We start from the raw sequence: 16,207 nt of genomic DNA on the forward strand, positions 1-16,207 counted from the left end.
TGTTATTTTATTATTGTTACTAATCGGGAACATAGTAAACAAAAAATATTAGACTAGTAATGTTTCAATCTTTTTACGGGGAGAATAAGGGATTTGCTTTGCGTAACCAATTCTCATTATTAATGTTGGGTGTTCCTTATTGACAGGTAATTTCTCTCGTAAGTCAAATGCTAATACTGCAATTTCGCACGGCTGATTCAAGAAAGCATAAGAAATCCCGATCTCAGTTACTTTTAGCAGAAAGCGTTGGAGTGTTCGCCCCAAGTTAATCCACTCTTTGATTGTATCTTGTTGCGTGGTGCATACAACAAAATGCGAGGAAGAATCTATTTTCTTTCTATCCGATTTGTTTTGCACATTAGGTTTTAAGAATAAGCTAACTATGGGACGTGCTAATATTCTAGGAAGTGGCGGATTTCCGAAAACCAAATAACTTAGCCCGTTATGTGTAGCCTCAACTTGTTTTTTATTAAACCTCATCCACGAAAGCAATTCATTCTTGAAAGCAATATCAGCCATTTGAATTTCATTCCCTTTCATTATGTATTGGGTTATTGTATTTGCAAATGGCGTATTTATTTCAGTAAAGTAGAATTGAATACCATTTTCTTTTGGAATGGATTGAAGTTGTTGTAGAATTCCATCTGATATTTTATTGCCATTATAGATATTGCGGTTTGTCTGTCGTTTCTCAATTTGATGGAATAGGGAATCTTCAATTGTGAGATCATTTTTCGTTAATTCAAGAATAATCGCTTCTATACTGCATTCTATTATATGGGTAGTGTAACCAAAATAACTGGCAGCGATGCATAAGTTTTCAACAGCACAGCCTAAGCTAATAAATAACTCACGATTGTTTCTATCAACGACAGGTAACGCTACATCTAAGTTGGGGAGAACCGTAATAGTACTGTCCGTAATATGAAACTTCCAAGGCTGTGTGTTATGTCCCGAAGGAGCTTTGGAAGCATAATTGGCTATTTGTATGAAATCAGTTTTCATCTTGAAATACCTTATTTATTAAAACTTCAATTCCTTCGTTTATCTGTTCCCATCCTGAATTTTCATTCAGAGGAATGCCATTGTAAACCGGACAAAAATCTTCCAGCATCACCAGATAAGTAATTGATGCTGTCAGCATAGAGGCTATTGCTGCAATTTCCTTTTGGGGATATCCTGTTAGTTCGCTTACTTTCTTTACAAGGTCTATTCCTACTTTTTCCCGTTGCTCTCTTAGCTTTACAATCATATCATTATTGCAAGATAATTCCCAGCGATAAAGCCTTTTCAAAGTAGGATTATTCCTTAATTGCTCAATCTGTCCTTGAAACATACTTTTCACGAATGCAGGTAGTTTTTCACGGCTGGGGTATTCAAGAGGGAAATTGATCCAAAAATCATGTTGCCGTATGTAAGCAGCCATAAGTCCCTCTACCGAACCGAAATAACGGTATATCAATATCTTTGAAACACCTGATTGGGTAGCTATAGCGTTAATGCCGATTTTCTCGAAGCCATCTTCGGCAATCATTTTACCGATAGTATCTAGCAACCGCTTTTCGGTAGCTTCCCGATCTCTTTCTCCTGTTATGCTTTTTCCTTTCATTTTACGCATTGTTACTATTTGGGAACAAATATATGTTACTTATCGGAAACATGCAAATAATCTGCTTGCTAAATTGCGATGGTAGAAAGTTTTTTGCCATCAAGCCAATGCTGAACTTACTATGCCATCCTTAGACAGTTTTGAAAACGGCTCTTAATTCTTCCTTTATTTGCCGATGAAAATAGAATCACACGTTTTATAAACCATTAAAAATTAAAAGTATGGAAGTAGTAACCATCGAAAAAAGAACATTCTCGTATGTCTGTGAGAGGTTCACGGAGTTTGCTAAACGGATAGAGAGTTTGTGCAGCACTCATACGCAGAAAGTAGAAAACTGGCTAGATAGTCAGGAAGTATGCCTGTTGTTAGGCTTTAGTAAACGAACGCTGCAATATTACCGAAGTAGTGGGCGACTGGCTTATTCTCAAATAGGGAGCAAGATTTATTATAAGTCTTCTGATGTTGAAAGAATTATTGCGGATAGTGAAACACAAAATCAATCACCCAAACAAATCACGCCTTATGAAAAGAACTAAAGAAGATTATCCGTCTTTTAACTTGTTTTCCATTGTTGGCACATGGGAAAGCATTAATCTGAATCCTACAGTTATCATCTACCGGAATGACAACGATTATCTTCTCTCTATTATATATGTATCGGAAACCACCAAACAGGCTTCACCCGCTACTTATGAAATACAGAAAGAAGGTAGCCTGTATTTTATAGCTCCTGCTCCTAAACGGATTTACATAGATTATGATCCAGCAAAAGATGTGCTTAGCCTTTCATCATTGGGTGGCTATCTGCGAAACTAATCAATTAGTTAATCATTCAACTGATTAGCTATCCGGCAATCTTGAAATCAATATTTCAATAAAACAATCTTTCAATCATGGAATTAATAAATAAAGATACACCACAAGTCAAAGAATTTATTTCTTCGCTTGATTCAATGCTGAACGGTATTGAATCAATTGTAAAGCACTATAAGCCTCAGCTGAACGGAGAACGTTTTCTTTCCAATCGGGAGGTTTCTAAAAAACTGAATGTCAGTTTACGAACTCTGCAAGAATGGCGAGATACAGGGCTAATCCCCTTTATCCAGATAAAAGGTAAAATCATCTATCGCCAAAGCGATATTGATAAACTGCTCCAAAAGCACTACTTTGAAAGTTGGAAAGAATAGCCTGCCACCCTCGAAAACATTGTTTTTCGGAATTTAATTTGAATCATTGACTTTTCCAGTGAAGTATTTAGTCTGTGCAAGTCTTTAGATAAAAATACGCTCGAATGTTAATGAGAGGAAGATTTTTATCTAAACCGAAGGCATGGACTTGAACAGGCTAAATACGGAACTTACCTTTGTCAATGCTTCATCTTAAGTTCTGGAAAACTTACTTAAAAAAGGATTGAGATAATGAATTTTGAAAAGTAATTTATATATGGATATAGTAGCAATAGAAAGAGTTTCCTTCGATGCTCTAAGAAAGAAGCTGGAACAGATTGTATCATTGGCAGACAATATTTCTTTGTCTTTCTCAGATATATGTATTGAGAAAGAATGGATAGAAGGCAAGACATTGGCAGCTTCCTTAAATATTCCTTTGCGGACATTACAGTCTTTGCGTGAGAACGGCAAACTTTCTTTTTCGACCGTTGGCAAGAAAGTATATTATAAGGTTGCCGAAGTACAAAAACTATTGGATTCAGGTAGAATAAAAGTAACCACTAAAGAATAATTGCTTATGGATTTGTACACGAATGAGGATAGCCAAGAATTATTGCAATCTTTAGATAGGGCTTTACCTTATATAGAATATGCATTGAAGAATAATAAACCCATGTTTGAGGGTGAACGGTATCTGACAAGCGAAGAACTTTGTTCTATACTCAAAATTAGCCGTAGAACTTTACAGTATTATCGGGATGATGGCATTTTCCCTTTTATCCAACTTCCGGGCAAAGTGCTGTTTCGTGAATCGGATATTAGGGAGGTTTTGGAAGATAGGTTTCGTTCTGCCTATAATATAGAAGATTATTCTCTTTAGCTTTTAATATAATGAAGATAGATAAACGGCTACCGTCCGAATGGATTGGGTAGCCGTTTTCATCTTTAGATGGTTTTAGTAGAGAAGCTCTCTCGTACATTCTGCATATCCCGAAGAATACTTTGATCTAATACTTTTGCGTATCGCTGTGTCATTTTTGTATTGGTATGACCGAGCATTTTGGCTACATTTTCCAATGATACATTGTTAGCTAAAGCGACAACAGTCGAAAATGTATGCCGTCCGGTATGTGTGGTTAGATTCTTCTTAATACCGCATAAATCAGCAATTTCTTTCAAGTAACTGTTAAGCTTTTGGTTGCATGGAACGGGTAACAATGTTCCTTTCTTTTTCGCCAGTGGATGCCCTTTGTATTTCTCCAATATGGCTAAAGGTATATCCAAAAGAGGAATGTTGCACATGACTTTAGTTTTCTGTCTTGCTTTCCTAATCCATAAATTCCCTTGATTATCAGATACAAGATGTTCTGCTTTTAATTCAGATACATCTATGAAAGCTAACCCCGTGAAGCATTGGAATAGAAAAATATCACGTACTAAATCTAAACGAGGGACATCAAAAACTTTGTCTTGCATGATTTCTAATTCTTCTTTGGTTAGAAACTCCTTGTGTACTTCCTGCTCGTGGAAACGGATATTGATAAACGGGTCTTTCTCCATCCAATCATTAGCCAATGCCATGTTGGTGATTTTCTTCACTACTTTCATATAACGGATTACCGTATTTTCTTGCAAGTTCTTTTGAGCTTTCAGGAAATGAATATAATCCTGAATGATGGCATGACTTATTTCTTTCATGGGAATATCCTTTAGGTGGTACTTTTTCAAAGCCATCTCTTTGAAATACCGTAAACAAGTATCAAAGCGGGAGATAGTAACTTTGGCGTAGTCCTTGCCAATCAACTCACGGCATTTGTCGTTATGTTCCTGAAAAACTTCAAAGAACATTAGGCGTTTTTCATCCAACCCGAGAAATCTACGTTTTACTTCCATCGGATTGATAAGTTTTCCTGCATCTTCCATTTCCCTATGAATGTCTAACAATCGAAGTTTAACCGATTCAAGATAGCGGTTAATCTCCATTGATGTAGCATCCCTACCAGTACAACGTTCTTTGGCTTGATTCCATTGTGTAGGCATTACATCCCGTTTGAGTTGTAATTCGGTGAGTTGCCCTTCAATTGTAATGCGCAACATGATGGGCGTTTCACCTGATTTCTTTAATTTGGTTTTCCTAATAAAAAAAAGCACATTAAAAGTCTGTCGTTTCATACTCTAAAAATTAATGGTTTAAAGTTACTGAATCGTGCAGAATAGCAAGAATCAAACAATAAGACAATCAGTGACTTATGATACAATTCGTGGTCATTTTTTTCAAGACCCAAATTGGTCACGATTTAGACCAACGGAACTGCATAATTTTGCTAAAAATGTGGGAGTTTTAGGAAAAAGAAAATCCCTGAAATGTTTAATTTTCAGGGATTTACCAAATTTGAAGTCTTTTAAAAGTGGTGCCACCAGGAATCGAACCGGGGACACAAGGATTTTCAGTCCTTTGCTCTACCAACTGAGCTATGGCACCATCGTGCGTTTTGCGAGTGCAAATATAGGATAACTTTTTTATACTGCCTAATTTTTGTTTAATTATTTTTGAAATCATGATTCGTTTATACAGAAGAAGAAAAATAGAATAGTTTGTAAAAATTTTAGGAAGGATTTTTTTGTTTTTAAAACTAATGATTAACTTTGCAGTCGCAAAAGCCAATCGGGGTGTAGCACAGTTGGCAGCGCGCCACGTTCGGGACGTGGAGGTCGGAAGTTCGAGTCTTCTCACCCCGACAGAATCCGTTTAATGCATTGATTGTCAATATATTAAACGGATTTTTCATTTTTGCCGGCACAGATACGGAGCATTGATTGGGGTATGAATATTCCCGTTTTTTCAGAAAGTATGAAAAATGATGAAATATAACCGATATTTATATTTTCTTTGGAAATAAACGGCTCAAAGGTATATCTGCTTAATTGTGTTTTTGTCGTATTACGAACATCATAATTGGAGGATCTGCAATATACAGTGGGGCGTAACTGTTGATATGGAAAATTTATTTTATTATCTTAATTTGAAATATCCCAAATAAAGATACCATTTACATTGATCGTTTTCATCTTTTTTTACCCATTTTCCTTCTGTTGACCATAGGATCCGTTTCACCAGCGCATCGTAATCGTATTTATTATTGTTATAGGCAATTCTTTTTATAATTCGAATATCCTTTATTTTAAGCTTTTCATCTAATAAAACAGTAATCATAGCCGAGGCGTTCAGTTCGTCGTAATTATAATCTTCTCGATTAAAATACATACTATCGCAGTAAGCTGTTAATGAACCATATCCTCCTTTGTAATGAAAAGTATTGCATACATCTTGCCACGAAGAAGAAATAGAGTATTTTACATACATTGTATCTTTTGTCTCATCGAATCTTACAACAGGCAAGCCTTCTACATCGCACATGATTGTTGTTCTAATACTATCCACCTTATCCTGACTAAAAGACGTGAAAATAGAAAATAAGAAGGTAGTCCCTATCAATATACGTTTAAAAATCATATCCTAATCTTTTTGACATTCTTGTTGCTTTTCCATATACATAACTATCTACACCGGGTTGTCTGTGCCCGTAGGGTAATCCCCGCATATATAATATCACGTGTCCAAATTCATGCGCCATTCCTACAGTGCGGTGATTAAGAGTCCCCTTTCCGTTTATAATAACCTGAATACGGTTGTTTGTCGGTCCTTTTCCTGAAACGGAAGTATTTCCGGGGATCAACGTTTGGCCTAAATTTCCCTGAATAGTAAATCCTATCGGATCTCCTGCTGCTATTGATAATTTTTCAGATGTGGGATTTTCACTAGTATGATAATCATAAGGAGCCTGAAAATCTTCCGTAACTATCTTTCCATTCATCCTGTAAGTATTTTTTTCTGAAACAGACAGCTCTACCATTATCGGGTTCACCGATATTTCGTAAATGTCTTTCAAAAAATCATCATTCGAACTCCACGTCTGTTTCGCTATCGACGACGGGTCTAAAACTCCGTTATTAAATTTCATAGTCGTATTTGTTCCTTCTTCCAATCCGTTATAGATCGCCATTAAAATTTCCTGATAATTGTCTCCTGCAAGTGTTAAACTATCACCTCTTAAATCGATATATTTTAAGGGATTATTCCCGCAAAAGGCATACGGACTTATCGAATAATACTTTTCCGCCAACGGATCGGGCGTCATCCAGGCATGTTCCGCTTGGGAGAGTTGCTTTTCTCCGATCTGACGACCTTCTTTGCCTTTATTTCTTCTTCGCTCATTCCCTGTTCTTTCATCGACTGAATAGCACTGTTTAATACAGCCATATAGGTTTCATCATTCATTTCTCGAATAGGTTTTATTCTTCTTCCTCATTTAATTCTATTTCAGTGATGGTTATATTCCCGTCATCAGACACACATAAATTGAAAAAATAACATATATCTGTATCGGGAATACAGATATTCAAATCAAAGGTAACTTTATCTACATCCACATTTTTGATTTCGAAAAACCATAACTGATACTGATTTATATCGTCCTCTTTGGGTATGAGCGATTCAAAAATATATTTGTTTATTTCTTTGTTCGACAATATTGTATCCCCATTATCTTTGCGCTTTAAGTTAAGGATTACTGATCTGTCGGGACATTTTAATAATATGGTATCTCCTTCACTCGTAATTCCTTGCCTGCTAATAATATTATCATTATCTTTTATTAAGTATGATATAAAATAATTCCCAATTATTGTATCCTGTTGTATGGTAGGAAAGCATACAATATTGGTGGATGAACTATTCATCTTATTCTTTCCATGTGACGGAAGAATAAAGAATAGAAAGATCACCCATATAAGTAATTTTTTCATATATATTCTTTTATCTTACATCAAAAACTCCAAGATAAAAATACCATTTACAGTTATTATCTTTATCATATTTGCTCCATCGACTTTCAGTCGAATATAATATTTTTTTTATCAGTAAATCATAATTGTATTTTGAATTATTATAAGCATTTCTTTTTAAAATCCGAATATCTTTTATTTTTAAATTCTTATCAAAAAGAATTGAATATAAGGCTGTAGCATTCAATTCATCATAATTATAGTCTTCTCTATTAAAATAAACACTATCACAATATGCAGACAAAGCTTTATATCCGCCATTGTAATTAAAATCCATACATACATTATATTTTTGTTTGGATTTAGTATAAAAATAAACATTCAAATCATTCCCGATACTGTCACATCTCAAGGTGAGAATGGAATCTACATCATAATAATATTTCGATTTTATTTTATCTGTTTTATTTTGTCCAAAGAAAATAAACGGGGTAAATATTACTATAAATATTATAATTACATTTTTAAAAATCATATCCTGACCTTTTTGACATTCTTGTTACTTTTAAAGTTTTGTTACGAATAAGATTTTTTTGCACGATTATCTTAATTTAAAATATCCCAGATGAAAATACCATTTACAATGATCGTTTTCATCTTTCTTTACCCATTTTCCTTCGGTTGACCAGAGAATCCGCTTCACCAGCGCATCATAATCATACTTGTTATTATTATATGCTATTCGTTTTAAAATTCGTACATCTTTTATTTCAAGGTTCTCGTCGAACAATATAACAAATATTGCCGAAGCATTCAGTTCGTCATAATTATAATCATCTCTGTTATAATATATGCTGTCACAATAGGCCGTGAAAGCCTCATAACCTCCTTTAAAAAGATTTATACACACATCTTGCCAAGAGGGAGGAATAAAATATTTGAAATACACTGTATCTTGTATTTCCTCGGATTTTATAACAGGAAACCCCTCTACAACATCGTACATAATCGAATTTTCTATACTATCTGTCTTATTCTGACTATGCGACCTGAAAACTGGGAATAATAAGATAATTCCTATCAATAAACATTTAAAAATCATATCCTAATCGTTTTGACATTCTTGTTTCTTTTAAAGTTTAGTTACGGGTAAAATTTTTTCGTACACGATTATCTTACTTTAAAATATCCCATATATAAATACCATTTACAATGATCGTTACTATCTTCTTTCTCCCACTTTCCTTCGGTCGACCATAAAATCCGTTTAACCAGCGTATCATAATCGTATTTTGAATTATTATATGTGAGTCTTTTTAAAATGCGAACATCTTTTATTTTAAGGTTCTCATCAAACAAAATTGTATATAAAGCCATCCCGTTCGGTTCCTCATCGATGTCGCTTTCCCGTTTGAAATATAAACTGTCACAATAGGCCAATAATGCTTCATATCCTCCTTTGTAATGAAAAGTGTTATATACATCTTGCCATGAAGAAGAAATAAAGTATTTTAAGTACATTGTATCTTGTGTAAAATCGGCTTTTAAAACAGGTAAACTGTCTACGTCGTACCTTATAGACGAACGAACAATATTCGGTTTATTTTGTCCATACGATAACAGACCAGTCAGTAAAATCATAGGTAATATCAGTAAGCATTTAAAAATCATATCCTAATCTTTTTGACATTCTTGTTGCTTTTCCATATACATAACTATCTACACCGGGTTGTCTGTGCCCGTAGGGTAATCCCCGCATATATAATATCACGTGTCCAAATTCATGCGCCATTCCTACAGTGCGGTGATTAAGAGTGCCCTTTCCGTTTATAATAACCTGAATATGGTTGTTTGTAGGTCCTTTTCCTGAAACGGAAGTATTTCCGGGGATCAACGTTTGGCCTAAATTTCCCTGTATAGTATATCCGATCGGATCACCTTTTGATTTTGAATAATTTTCTGCAATGGGGTCTTGGCTTGTATGGTAGTCATATGGCGCCTGAAATTCTTCCGTTACTATCTTTCCGTTCATTTTGTAAGTATTTTTATTCGAGACAGATAGCTCTACCATCAGTGGGTTCACCGACATTTCGTAAATGTCTTTCAAAAAATCATCATTCGAACTCCACGCTTGTTTCGCTATCAACGACGGGTCTAAAACTCCGTTATTAAATTTCATAGTCGTATTTGTTCCTTCTTCCAATCCGTTATAGATCGCCATTAAAATTTCCTGATAATTGTCTCCTGCAAGTGTTAAACTATCACCTCTTAAATCGATATATTTTAAGGGATTATTCCCGCAAAAGGCATACGGACTTATCGAATAATATTTTTCCGCCAACGGGTCGGGTGTCATCCAGGCACGTTCCGTTTGGGAGAGTTGCTTTTCTCCGATCTGCCGATCTTCCTTATCAAAGAGTTTTACAATGCCGCTTCCGGTATGATGCTCTATACGATAAACGGGAGATCCCTCAGGAAAGTTTTCGATTATGAATACTTTTTCTTCTCCTTTTGCATTATCTCCCAGGGTATAGGTTTTACCGAAGATCGAATAGGGGTCTGCGTTCTCCGTATTCTGGGCGGTCGTAATCGTGGAAATTATTGTCTGCTTTTTTTATTTGTCCCGTCTTTGCCTTTATTTCTTCTTCGCTCATTCCCTGTTCTTTCATCGACTGAATAGCACTGTTTAATACAGCCATATAGGTTTCATCATTCATTTCTCGATAACCGAGCTGTTGCAATCTTTCGTTGCCTTCCCACTATCGGTTGTTTAACGATTCCGCCCGCTGGTCGAATATGTTGCCGTTCGAGGCAAGATAGTCCATTAACGTCAGGTTTAATGCGTTACACCGGTTAATCAGGGCAAAAACGTTCTGGGGGAAATAATCCAAAGATTTTTCTGAACATGATATTACAAAATCGTCATTCTTTTGATATTTACGCATATATCCTAAAGCCAGTTCCGAGAGCAAATAGGCGACTGTTTCCCGGTCGGATAGCGGATTCATATATACCTTATTGCGAATCATTTCATCGGTTATGCCGAAATGTTCGATATAAAAGATTTCCCGGGAAAGCGATTGGGTGGTAAGTTCCACATTCCGCCATTGATTCGGATCTGATTCGTGCCGATGCCGAATAAACAGATGTTGCGGGGCAAGTGTAATATGTGCTTCCGCCGAAATTTCGTCGGCCAAAATTTTATAATACATCGGTAATGACCGGCATTGTCCCGAGTGGGTACGCATTACTTTCGTTACAAAATAATTGGTGAAATTTTCCTGGGCGGCAATGTCGTTGAAGTCATAGGTAAAAGGTTTATTTCCGTTCATCGGATAGGGCCTGACGAAATATTCGAAAATGGCGACATTCTTTCCCGTGGGTATCTGATCTAAGTGATTCACGGTAATAAATTCCCGGATAGAAGATGAAACGGAATCGATTTGTTGGCAGAACTGATCATAATCGGGTTTCCCGTCCAGATAAGCCCATTCGATCAGGAACACCCCACGTTTTACGCTCAGAGGCATTTTCCCTTCGAGCATATCGATAAATTCATGATAGGCTTGGTTAAAATTCATATCTTCACAAACTTCCGGTCTTTTAGATTGTGCATATAAACTCAATGTAAATAAGCAGAATATGAATGATGATAATGTGAATATTCTAATGGCCTGCTTCATGTATCAACAACTTATTACACGAAGTTATAAAAAATATTAAAAAAATCATAGGAAATATGATGTTTTTTTGTTTGGAAGTAATGGAATTATTTGTTTTATATATGCCAAAGTAACAGGCCGGTAAAATTTTACCAGCCTGTTTTTCTTTTTTCATACATACACTCTTGATCAATTCATGAGCGGAAGTCTTTTTTGTTCTCTTTCCGGACATATTGTTTTATAACATCTGAGTCCTTTGAGATGTGTGATTTCGCTTTTCATTTGAGCGACTTCCTGCATAGCCAGTTGTGCCTTTTCGAGCATTTCGAAATAATCTTTGGTAAGTTTATCGCATTTTTTTGTCAGGTATTCATAATCATCTTGTCTCAAATCCAGTTTTTTTTGTTCATTATCCAATACCATACTTTCAGCCGCCGCCAATGCTTTTTTACGTTCAGCACGGAAAAAGATGAACTGAAAAATATTCAGGCCACCGAAAAGTCCGGATAATATGATTCCCCATTCATTCATGACATATTATTAATTTCCGATCGTTTCGGGGGTAATCCAGTTTCTCGATGCGAGCAATTCCGAAAATTCGCTACTGTCGTTGTAATAAGTTTGTGTACCCAGAGGATTGGATGATACCGATCCCTGATATACTAAACTGTTTTCGGTAAGCTCGGGAAAGGCCAGTTCTACGTGTTCGGTATGTACCAGTGCGTACTGTCCGTCGTTTGATTTGCGCCAAGTGGAGGTTTCGAAACCTCTTTTGATAAGTTCTTCTACTTTAATAATCGAAAATCTCATAATTTTATAATTTATAATTTGTAATATCTATCCCGTTACGTTGTTGCATTACTTTTGTATTATGGGAGATTTCATCGTAACTTAATTCGCGGTCATAACAGAGTACTTCGCATATTCCAGCTTTCGCAGGCCATTGTATTCCTATTCCCGAATCGGCGACTATTCCGCTGAGGTTGAAATACCAGTCGGTACGCCGAAAGTCTGACATGATTAGCGCATAAGTGTTTATTTGGTCAAATGAAGCGGCCGTATCGGGCGGGCTTAGTATTCCGTTAACATAGGTTTTTTCGGCATTGGATCGGATTCGGTTGTAACTGGATTCTTTGTAGTTGAACAACGATGTTCGGTTAAACAAGTCTGAAATATTTTCCCTTGCTATGATCGTCGCATAGGAAGTTTGGCGATTTTCATCGACCGGTGGGGTGGAACAGGAAATAAATACACTTCTCGGTATAAAATCGAGGGTTGTCTGTATATGATCGTCTATACCGTCGGTCTGAATACCACCTTTAATATATCCGCTGTTTACTGTATAAGCGAAGTTTTGCAATTGCAAATCATACCGGTTTTCAGATTTGTTTTTAATCGTATCTCTGTCTGAATCGCTATTGGTTTTATCGCCGAAATAATAGTGACAACGTGAACCTTCTATAAAATCTAATTTTTGGCTTACCCTGCAAGTACACTTACTGTATGCTCCTTCAGCATATATGTAGGTCGTGTTGTCGTAGGTTTTCGGAATACTGTTATAACTGGACGGAATAACGGTTTTTTCTGTCGGATTCAGTAGTTCGTAATATAATGTTACCGGATTATCGGTCAGGTACGCATTGATTTTAGCTGCAATCTGTTCATTCGTGTCCGATTGTTCTCTACCTATCCGTTCGTCCTTGAGCCTGATATAATATACTCCGTCGATTGTATCGTGGCTCCAAAGCATTTCTTTAGGATTCAGGTATTGGGCGACGCCGCATTCGAGTTTATCTGAGAATCCCAAAGAGTTCATTTTCGAGGTCAGTCCGTTTTCGTTATTTCGATCGACATTTATAATTCCCGAAACATAGCCGGGTACATTCTTTCCGACATCGTATAATGAATCGATTTTAGTAATGTTCAATTCAGCGGTTCTTTTTATCAGTTTCCATATCCCGTTTTCATATAACAACTCGTCGGCGGTTCCCGAAGGTAGGCTTCGCAAAGTAATATTTTCGAATGTAACGGTATTCTTTGCAGCTCCCTCTCCGATCCCTTCACTTGCATTTATTTCCAACGTTCCGTTGATTCTGTTTACCAGAGAAACGGGTGTATCCAAACTCGGGATATACTGTTGAGTAGTTTCTCCAAATATTTCTAACCGGGTTATATGGTTTCCGTAAAGGGTGTTCCAAATAGGGAATAATCTCCCAGAGGCATAAGTTACGGGCAGTACCTCCGTATTATCTCCGATTCCGTTACGTTGTTGGAGTACTTTTACATTGTGTTTGATTTCGTCTTCGGATAATTCTCTTTCATATGCGATAAATTCGTGCAGTATGTAATCAGAGTAATTTCCGCCCGGATAATATGAGCCGAGATACAGCTTATTCGGTACTTGTGTATCTCGACTGATTACGGTAGATATAACACGTTTGCGGCCGGCTTCTTCGGCTGATGACGTGATCGTTCCGAGTAATGCCGCCGTTTCTACAGAAACGGGTACTTCATTATCATATACTTTTTCGTACCCTTGTGTAACGAGCCTGCTTTTAAAAGTAGGAGATTCACCCCATAACATCCCGATTTCCCGTTCTTCACCATTATTTACCGCATTGAAGTTTCCGAATTGGTAGGTGTTTTTATTTTCTTTAGGCAGAATATCGGATATTGCCAATTGAACGGTTTTGTATATCCCGGTTTTATTGGGAGAACAGTAGTCGTTGATCCCGTCGAATTTTAATCCTCCCGGTATATATCCGCTTTCGGGGGTATAATTAAATCCGTACAACGTAAGGGTGTTTCCGTTTCCCGAGAGGTCGTCGATTGTCGTTTTATCCGAATCCTGATTGGTTTTGTCCCCGAAATAATAATGATATATCGCGCCGGGTATGACATCGAGGGATTTCCGAACTTTAAATGTCCCCTTCATGTAAGTATCGAGTTTGGAATCGAGAGAAAACCATGTTTGCCCGTTATACATCTGTATTTCGGGTAAGTCGATAGCTGTTTCTATCGGCGTGGGAAGATAATGGATAAATGTGGTTCCTTTCAAATATTGTTTAGCCGTTTCTAAACCGGAATCGTAAATATCGAGGGGAATAAAGAAATAAACGTATTTGTCTAAAACGTTACTTGAGTCTCCCCGTACCCAGACGGCGGCGTCACCTACGGATAACTCAGGGGCTTTACCTGAATTATAATCAGGTATGAACCTGAATTTATTAGAATACGCATTTTCGGACATCCTCTCATTGGAGTATTCCTTGTCTCCCCCAATGATATTACCGAGTTTATACCCGATGATTCCCGCTTTTGGGGTTTTCGAGTCGAGGATAACGGGGCTGTTATCATCTATTACATATTCTTTTATCCGTTGTATGAAAGTCCATACACCATTATTATAGATGATTTCGTCACATATACCCGAGGGGATACTGCGTAAAATGTAATCGGACAGGTTAAATAGCTGTCTGGAGTTACCCTTTTTATCATTGGATACAAATAAAAGTACATCGTCAGCAGATACGATCGCGGCAGGATCGGAGATGCTGGGTATAATGTCTTGTCGGGACGATCCGAATATTTGTAACTTTATTACTTTTCCTCCCGAAAGTGTATTCCACACAGGAAAATGCTTACCGGAAGCAAAATTCGTTACAAGACTTGTTTTTTGTCTCGAGAGTCCGAGCATACCTCTGGCTCTCAGGTTTCCTATTGCTCCCATTATTCCATCAAATTACAATCTCCTTGTATTTCCACAATCTGATCGTTCCATACGGCAAAATATTCTACGCTACCTGCCGGGATCAACGTTCCGTTTCCTTCTTTTGTGTTGTAATATGCCCAGATTCTTACGTCATTATTAGCGGCAATACGTATAATACGGTTTTTTTTACCTTCTATAATAATGTTGTCGGCAATATCCTGAGCCGGGTTAATGTCTGTAACGGGTACTTGGGTTAGATCCTCGTTCCTGAAAGTTTTTAATGTTTTCTTTTCCATAATTGTGATAATTTAGTTTGTTATGAGCAAAATTATGGAGTCTGCAAACGTGTTCAATGTGATAGTTATAATATTGTCGGATGTAAATAATCCACACAACCTTTTGATTGTGTGGATTATTATTCCCTGTAAAATATCCCGTATTGTGGATTACCCGAAACGTCCTGTGATATAATTTTGAGTTGCTTCTTTATCGGGATTTGTAAATATTTTTTGTGTATTGTTATATTCAATCATTTCTCCCAGATAAAAAAATGCTGTTTTATCACTTACCCGCGACGCTTGTTGCATATTATGTGTTACGACGATAATCGTATAATTTTTTTTAAGTTCTCGTATGAGTTCTTCAACTTTTGCTGTCGAAATGGGGTCGAGAGCGGAAGCCGGTTCATCCATTAATAACACCGAAGGGGATACAGCCATTGCACGAGCAATACATAATCTTTGTTGTTGTCCTCCCGATAAAGCATAAGCCGACTCTTTTAGTTTATCTTTTACTTCATCCCAAAGGGCAGCGCCTTTTAGAGTCTCTTCAACCCTATCGGCTATGAATTTTTTATCTTTTATGCCATTTACACGTAATCCATAAGCGACATTCTCGAAGATGCTTTTAGGAAAAGGGTTCGGTCGTTGAAATACCATGCCTACATTTTTACGAAGTTCGTCTACTTCGATATTTTTGTCGTAAATATTATTTCCATCGATAAGAATTTTACCGTTCAGCCGTGTATCGGGGATAAGGTCGTTCATTCGGTTAAATAATCTTAGGAAGGTAGATTTTCCACATCCCGAAGGCCCGATAAAAGCCACAACCGATTTTTCTTCGATCTGCATGCTGATGTTTTTCAGTGCATGGAAATTTCCATAATAAAAATTTACATTTCTGGCATCTATTTTATCCATTGTGGTATAGA

23 protein-coding genes and 2 tRNA genes are annotated in these 16,207 nt (G+C 36.8%); 6 read left to right on the forward strand and 19 right to left on the reverse strand.

The genetic code is table 11. From position 1 onward, the window contains the following. Positions 1-48: 48 nt before the first annotated feature. Positions 49-1,005 carry an Acg family FMN-binding oxidoreductase gene (locus NMU02_RS01720; RefSeq protein ID WP_255025390.1) on the reverse strand — a complete coding sequence of 319 codons (957 nt, stop codon included), beginning with the start codon at positions 1,003-1,005 and terminating at the stop codon, positions 49-51. Beyond that, a complete protein-coding gene (locus NMU02_RS01725) occupies positions 995-1,609 on the reverse strand; it encodes a TetR/AcrR family transcriptional regulator (RefSeq protein WP_255025391.1) in 615 nt (204 codons plus the stop codon). Before NMU02_RS01725 ends, NMU02_RS01720 begins: the two co-directional genes overlap by 11 nt. Positions 1,610-1,830: 221 nt before the next feature. Between NMU02_RS01725 and NMU02_RS01730 the strand changes: the two genes are divergently transcribed. The 5 genes from NMU02_RS01730 to NMU02_RS01750 all read left to right on the forward strand — a co-directional run bounded on the left by NMU02_RS01730 (position 1,831) and on the right by NMU02_RS01750 (position 3,658). Beyond that, positions 1,831-2,145, forward strand: coding sequence for a helix-turn-helix domain-containing protein (locus tag NMU02_RS01730; protein ID WP_122203690.1), 315 nt, complete (start codon positions 1,831-1,833; stop codon positions 2,143-2,145). After that, positions 2,132-2,425 carry a DUF3876 domain-containing protein gene (locus NMU02_RS01735; RefSeq protein WP_255025392.1) on the forward strand — a complete coding sequence of 98 codons (294 nt, stop codon included), beginning with the start codon at positions 2,132-2,134 and terminating at the stop codon, positions 2,423-2,425. Before NMU02_RS01730 ends, NMU02_RS01735 begins: the two co-directional genes overlap by 14 nt. A gap of 77 nt (positions 2,426-2,502) precedes the next feature. Continuing rightward, a complete protein-coding gene (locus NMU02_RS01740) occupies positions 2,503-2,796 on the forward strand; it encodes a helix-turn-helix domain-containing protein (protein WP_255025393.1) in 294 nt (97 codons plus the stop codon). Between the two features lie 256 nt (positions 2,797-3,052). Continuing rightward, complete coding sequence (locus NMU02_RS01745; protein WP_255025394.1) at positions 3,053-3,349, forward strand: helix-turn-helix domain-containing protein; 297 nt, start codon at positions 3,053-3,055, stop codon at positions 3,347-3,349. A gap of 6 nt (positions 3,350-3,355) precedes the next feature. Beyond that, entirely contained in the window at positions 3,356-3,658 is a 303-nt protein-coding gene (locus NMU02_RS01750) for a helix-turn-helix domain-containing protein (RefSeq protein WP_255025395.1), read from the forward strand. A gap of 65 nt (positions 3,659-3,723) precedes the next feature. Here the strand turns inward: NMU02_RS01750 and NMU02_RS01755 are convergent, their stop codons facing one another. Next, entirely contained in the window at positions 3,724-4,950 is a 1,227-nt protein-coding gene (locus NMU02_RS01755; RefSeq protein WP_255025398.1) for a site-specific integrase, read from the reverse strand. 237 nt (positions 4,951-5,187) lie between these two features. Further along, positions 5,188-5,260: transfer RNA gene (locus tag NMU02_RS01760), tRNA-Phe, on the reverse strand. A 184-nt stretch (positions 5,261-5,444) separates the two neighbouring features. Between NMU02_RS01760 and NMU02_RS01765 the strand changes: the two genes are divergently transcribed. Further along, positions 5,445-5,517 (forward strand) — tRNA-Pro (locus NMU02_RS01765). 274 nt (positions 5,518-5,791) lie between these two features. On the opposite strand, the gene NMU02_RS01770 is transcribed toward NMU02_RS01765, so the two are convergent. The 15 genes from NMU02_RS01770 to pstB all read right to left on the reverse strand — a co-directional run bounded on the left by NMU02_RS01770 (position 5,792) and on the right by pstB (position 16,196). Then, positions 5,792-6,292 (reverse strand): hypothetical protein, encoded by a 501-nt coding sequence (locus tag NMU02_RS01770; RefSeq protein ID WP_255025399.1) that lies wholly within the window; start codon positions 6,290-6,292, stop codon positions 5,792-5,794. Further along, positions 6,282-6,977 (reverse strand): RHS repeat-associated core domain-containing protein, encoded by a 696-nt coding sequence (locus NMU02_RS01775; RefSeq protein WP_255025400.1) that lies wholly within the window; start codon positions 6,975-6,977, stop codon positions 6,282-6,284. Before NMU02_RS01775 ends, NMU02_RS01770 begins: the two co-directional genes overlap by 11 nt. Continuing rightward, positions 6,974-7,117: a hypothetical protein gene (locus tag NMU02_RS01780; protein WP_255025401.1), complete on the reverse strand. Its 144-nt coding sequence runs from the start codon at positions 7,115-7,117 to the stop codon at positions 6,974-6,976. Before NMU02_RS01780 ends, NMU02_RS01775 begins: the two co-directional genes overlap by 4 nt. A 14-nt stretch (positions 7,118-7,131) precedes the next feature. Next, positions 7,132-7,644 (reverse strand): DUF4738 domain-containing protein, encoded by a 513-nt coding sequence (locus tag NMU02_RS01785; protein ID WP_255025402.1) that lies wholly within the window; start codon positions 7,642-7,644, stop codon positions 7,132-7,134. A 10-nt stretch (positions 7,645-7,654) separates the two neighbouring features. Then, the gene (locus NMU02_RS01790; protein WP_255025403.1) at positions 7,655-8,158 is read right to left on the reverse strand and encodes a hypothetical protein; all 504 of its coding nucleotides are present in this window, start codon (positions 8,156-8,158) and stop codon (positions 7,655-7,657) included. 66 nt (positions 8,159-8,224) lie between these two features. Further along, positions 8,225-8,725 (reverse strand): hypothetical protein, encoded by a 501-nt coding sequence (locus NMU02_RS01795; RefSeq protein ID WP_255025404.1) that lies wholly within the window; start codon positions 8,723-8,725, stop codon positions 8,225-8,227. Between the two features lie 68 nt (positions 8,726-8,793). Then, complete coding sequence (locus tag NMU02_RS01800; RefSeq protein ID WP_255025407.1) at positions 8,794-9,294, reverse strand: hypothetical protein; 501 nt, start codon at positions 9,292-9,294, stop codon at positions 8,794-8,796. Beyond that, complete coding sequence (locus tag NMU02_RS01805; protein WP_255025408.1) at positions 9,284-9,979, reverse strand: RHS repeat-associated core domain-containing protein; 696 nt, start codon at positions 9,977-9,979, stop codon at positions 9,284-9,286. Before NMU02_RS01805 ends, NMU02_RS01800 begins: the two co-directional genes overlap by 11 nt. Positions 9,980-10,160: 181 nt before the next feature. Next, complete coding sequence (locus tag NMU02_RS01810) at positions 10,161-10,322, reverse strand: hypothetical protein (RefSeq protein ID WP_255025409.1); 162 nt, start codon at positions 10,320-10,322, stop codon at positions 10,161-10,163. 60 nt (positions 10,323-10,382) lie between these two features. Continuing rightward, entirely contained in the window at positions 10,383-11,204 is an 822-nt protein-coding gene (locus NMU02_RS01815; RefSeq protein ID WP_255025411.1) for a hypothetical protein, read from the reverse strand. Positions 11,205-11,474: 270 nt separating this feature from the next. Then, positions 11,475-11,816 (reverse strand): hypothetical protein, encoded by a 342-nt coding sequence (locus NMU02_RS01820; protein WP_255025412.1) that lies wholly within the window; start codon positions 11,814-11,816, stop codon positions 11,475-11,477. Between the two features lie 9 nt (positions 11,817-11,825). Further along, positions 11,826-12,095, reverse strand: a complete 270-nt coding sequence (locus NMU02_RS01825; protein WP_255025413.1) for a hypothetical protein — start codon at positions 12,093-12,095, stop codon at positions 11,826-11,828. A 4-nt stretch (positions 12,096-12,099) separates the two neighbouring features. Further along, on the reverse strand, positions 12,100-15,015 hold the full coding sequence (locus NMU02_RS01830) for a hypothetical protein (protein WP_255025415.1): 2,916 nt from the start codon (positions 15,013-15,015) through the stop codon (positions 12,100-12,102). Then, on the reverse strand, positions 15,015-15,293 hold the full coding sequence (locus tag NMU02_RS01835; RefSeq protein WP_255025416.1) for a hypothetical protein: 279 nt from the start codon (positions 15,291-15,293) through the stop codon (positions 15,015-15,017). Before NMU02_RS01835 ends, NMU02_RS01830 begins: the two co-directional genes overlap by 1 nt. A gap of 150 nt (positions 15,294-15,443) precedes the next feature. Then, positions 15,444-16,196 (reverse strand): phosphate ABC transporter ATP-binding protein PstB, encoded by a 753-nt coding sequence (gene pstB, locus NMU02_RS01840; protein ID WP_255025417.1) that lies wholly within the window; start codon positions 16,194-16,196, stop codon positions 15,444-15,446. Between the last annotated feature and the right edge of the window lie 11 nt (positions 16,197-16,207).

Origin of the sequence: Coprobacter tertius, from assembly GCF_024330105.1 — a bacterium.
Taxonomy (GTDB): Bacteria; Bacteroidota; Bacteroidia; order Bacteroidales; family Coprobacteraceae; genus Coprobacter; species Coprobacter tertius.

What these genes read in the sequence shown, in the direction of transcription:
- NMU02_RS01720 (WP_255025390.1), bottom strand. Translation starts at nt 1,005, where the DNA reads ATGAAAACTGATTTCATACAAATAGCCAATTATGCTTCCAAAGCTCCT.
- NMU02_RS01725 (WP_255025391.1), bottom strand. Translation starts at nt 1,609, where the DNA reads ATGAAAGGAAAAAGCATAACAGGAGAAAGAGATCGGGAAGCTACCGAA.
- NMU02_RS01730 (WP_122203690.1), top strand. Translation starts at nt 1,831, where the DNA reads ATGGAAGTAGTAACCATCGAAAAAAGAACATTCTCGTATGTCTGTGAG.
- NMU02_RS01735 (WP_255025392.1), top strand. Translation starts at nt 2,132, where the DNA reads ATGAAAAGAACTAAAGAAGATTATCCGTCTTTTAACTTGTTTTCCATT.
- NMU02_RS01740 (WP_255025393.1), top strand. Translation starts at nt 2,503, where the DNA reads ATGGAATTAATAAATAAAGATACACCACAAGTCAAAGAATTTATTTCT.
- NMU02_RS01745 (WP_255025394.1), top strand. Translation starts at nt 3,053, where the DNA reads ATGGATATAGTAGCAATAGAAAGAGTTTCCTTCGATGCTCTAAGAAAG.
- NMU02_RS01750 (WP_255025395.1), top strand. Translation starts at nt 3,356, where the DNA reads ATGGATTTGTACACGAATGAGGATAGCCAAGAATTATTGCAATCTTTA.
- NMU02_RS01755 (WP_255025398.1), bottom strand. Translation starts at nt 4,950, where the DNA reads ATGAAACGACAGACTTTTAATGTGCTTTTTTTTATTAGGAAAACCAAA.
- NMU02_RS01770 (WP_255025399.1), bottom strand. Translation starts at nt 6,292, where the DNA reads ATGATTTTTAAACGTATATTGATAGGGACTACCTTCTTATTTTCTATT.
- NMU02_RS01775 (WP_255025400.1), bottom strand. Translation starts at nt 6,977, where the DNA reads ATGACGCCCGATCCGTTGGCGGAAAAGTATTATTCGATAAGTCCGTAT.
- NMU02_RS01780 (WP_255025401.1), bottom strand. Translation starts at nt 7,117, where the DNA reads ATGAATGATGAAACCTATATGGCTGTATTAAACAGTGCTATTCAGTCG.
- NMU02_RS01785 (WP_255025402.1), bottom strand. Translation starts at nt 7,644, where the DNA reads ATGAAAAAATTACTTATATGGGTGATCTTTCTATTCTTTATTCTTCCG.
- NMU02_RS01790 (WP_255025403.1), bottom strand. Translation starts at nt 8,158, where the DNA reads ATGATTTTTAAAAATGTAATTATAATATTTATAGTAATATTTACCCCG.
- NMU02_RS01795 (WP_255025404.1), bottom strand. Translation starts at nt 8,725, where the DNA reads ATGATTTTTAAATGTTTATTGATAGGAATTATCTTATTATTCCCAGTT.
- NMU02_RS01800 (WP_255025407.1), bottom strand. Translation starts at nt 9,294, where the DNA reads ATGATTTTTAAATGCTTACTGATATTACCTATGATTTTACTGACTGGT.
- NMU02_RS01805 (WP_255025408.1), bottom strand. Translation starts at nt 9,979, where the DNA reads ATGACACCCGACCCGTTGGCGGAAAAATATTATTCGATAAGTCCGTAT.
- NMU02_RS01810 (WP_255025409.1), bottom strand. Translation starts at nt 10,322, where the DNA reads ATGGCTGTATTAAACAGTGCTATTCAGTCGATGAAAGAACAGGGAATG.
- NMU02_RS01815 (WP_255025411.1), bottom strand. Translation starts at nt 11,204, where the DNA reads ATGAATTTTAACCAAGCCTATCATGAATTTATCGATATGCTCGAAGGG.
- NMU02_RS01820 (WP_255025412.1), bottom strand. Translation starts at nt 11,816, where the DNA reads ATGAATGAATGGGGAATCATATTATCCGGACTTTTCGGTGGCCTGAAT.
- NMU02_RS01825 (WP_255025413.1), bottom strand. Translation starts at nt 12,095, where the DNA reads ATGAGATTTTCGATTATTAAAGTAGAAGAACTTATCAAAAGAGGTTTC.
- NMU02_RS01830 (WP_255025415.1), bottom strand. Translation starts at nt 15,015, where the DNA reads ATGGGAGCAATAGGAAACCTGAGAGCCAGAGGTATGCTCGGACTCTCG.
- NMU02_RS01835 (WP_255025416.1), bottom strand. Translation starts at nt 15,293, where the DNA reads ATGGAAAAGAAAACATTAAAAACTTTCAGGAACGAGGATCTAACCCAA.
- pstB (WP_255025417.1), bottom strand. Translation starts at nt 16,196, where the DNA reads ATGGATAAAATAGATGCCAGAAATGTAAATTTTTATTATGGAAATTTC.